Genomic DNA, 1,008 nt, shown 5'->3' on the forward strand with positions numbered 1-1,008 from the left:
CCGGCCAGCCGCGCCGCGATGAACCCGATCAGATAGCCCAGCATGTTGTGCAGCACGACCACGGCAAAGATCATCAGCCCCGACTGGACGATCGCGCCCTTGGATGCGCCGACGACGGCGGCCACGATCAGCACGATGCCCGTTACGCTGACCAAGGGCAGGGCAGGCACAGCCGCGCGCACGAAGGCCGGCAGCAGCTTTTGCGCCGCAAAGCCCAGTGCCAGCGGGAACAGCACGACCTTGACGATGGACTGGAACATCGCCCAGGCATCCACGGGCAGGTATTCGCTGGCCAGCATCAGCATCAGGAAGGGTGTCACGATCGGTGCCATCAGCGTTGTCACGCTGGTGCAGGCGACCGACAGCGCCACGTCGCCCTTGGCCAGATAGGTCATCACGTTCGACGACGTGCCGCCGGGGCAGCAGCCGACCAGGATCACGCCTGCCGCGACCTCGGGGGACATCGGGATGATCATGGTCAGCGCCACCGCCAGCAGCGGCATGATCAGGAACTGCGACGCGACGCCCACGCCGACATTGACCGGGCGGCGCAGCACCTCGGCAAAGTCGCGCCCCGAGATGGTCAGCCCCATCCCGAACATGATGATCCCCAGCAGGGTGACGATCCAGGGTGTCAGCTGGCGGAACAGGTCGGGCAGCAGAAAGCCCAGGACCGCGAACAGGACGACCCAGGCCGCAAAAGTATTGCCGACGAACCGCGAAAGTGATGCCAATGATTTCACCGATGCCTCCTCTGGCACAGCTTTCCTGCGCCCTGACGTTTCGGCATGGGCCATAGTGCCGCCCGTGGCGGGCTTCAACCCGTGGTGGCGGAAAAACCGGCCCGGCGCCGTGAGTGGTCGGGTCCGCGCCGCTGCATCATCCCGGCCCGGAGGCACTCCGGTTGCGTCCCGGCCCGGCTGCGCGTGCGCGCCGACTGCGTCCTTGCCGCGCCCCCGGGCCGGCTGCCCCCCTGTGCGGCCCGATCTGTGCCGGGCCGTCGGCGGG

Annotated in this window: 1 protein-coding gene; it reads right to left on the minus strand. The window is 67.9% G+C overall.

Going from position 1 to position 1,008, the window contains the following annotated elements; translation table 11 throughout:
* The coding region (locus tag TW83_RS17165; protein ID WP_045984003.1) for a bile acid:sodium symporter family protein at positions 1–743 on the minus strand (743 nt) is incomplete at its 3' end.
* Positions 744–1,008: the final 265 nt, after the last annotated feature.

The sequence above is a fragment of the Paracoccus sp. S4493 genome (genome assembly GCF_000967735.1).
Taxonomy (GTDB): domain Bacteria; phylum Pseudomonadota; class Alphaproteobacteria; order Rhodobacterales; family Rhodobacteraceae; genus Paracoccus; species Paracoccus marcusii.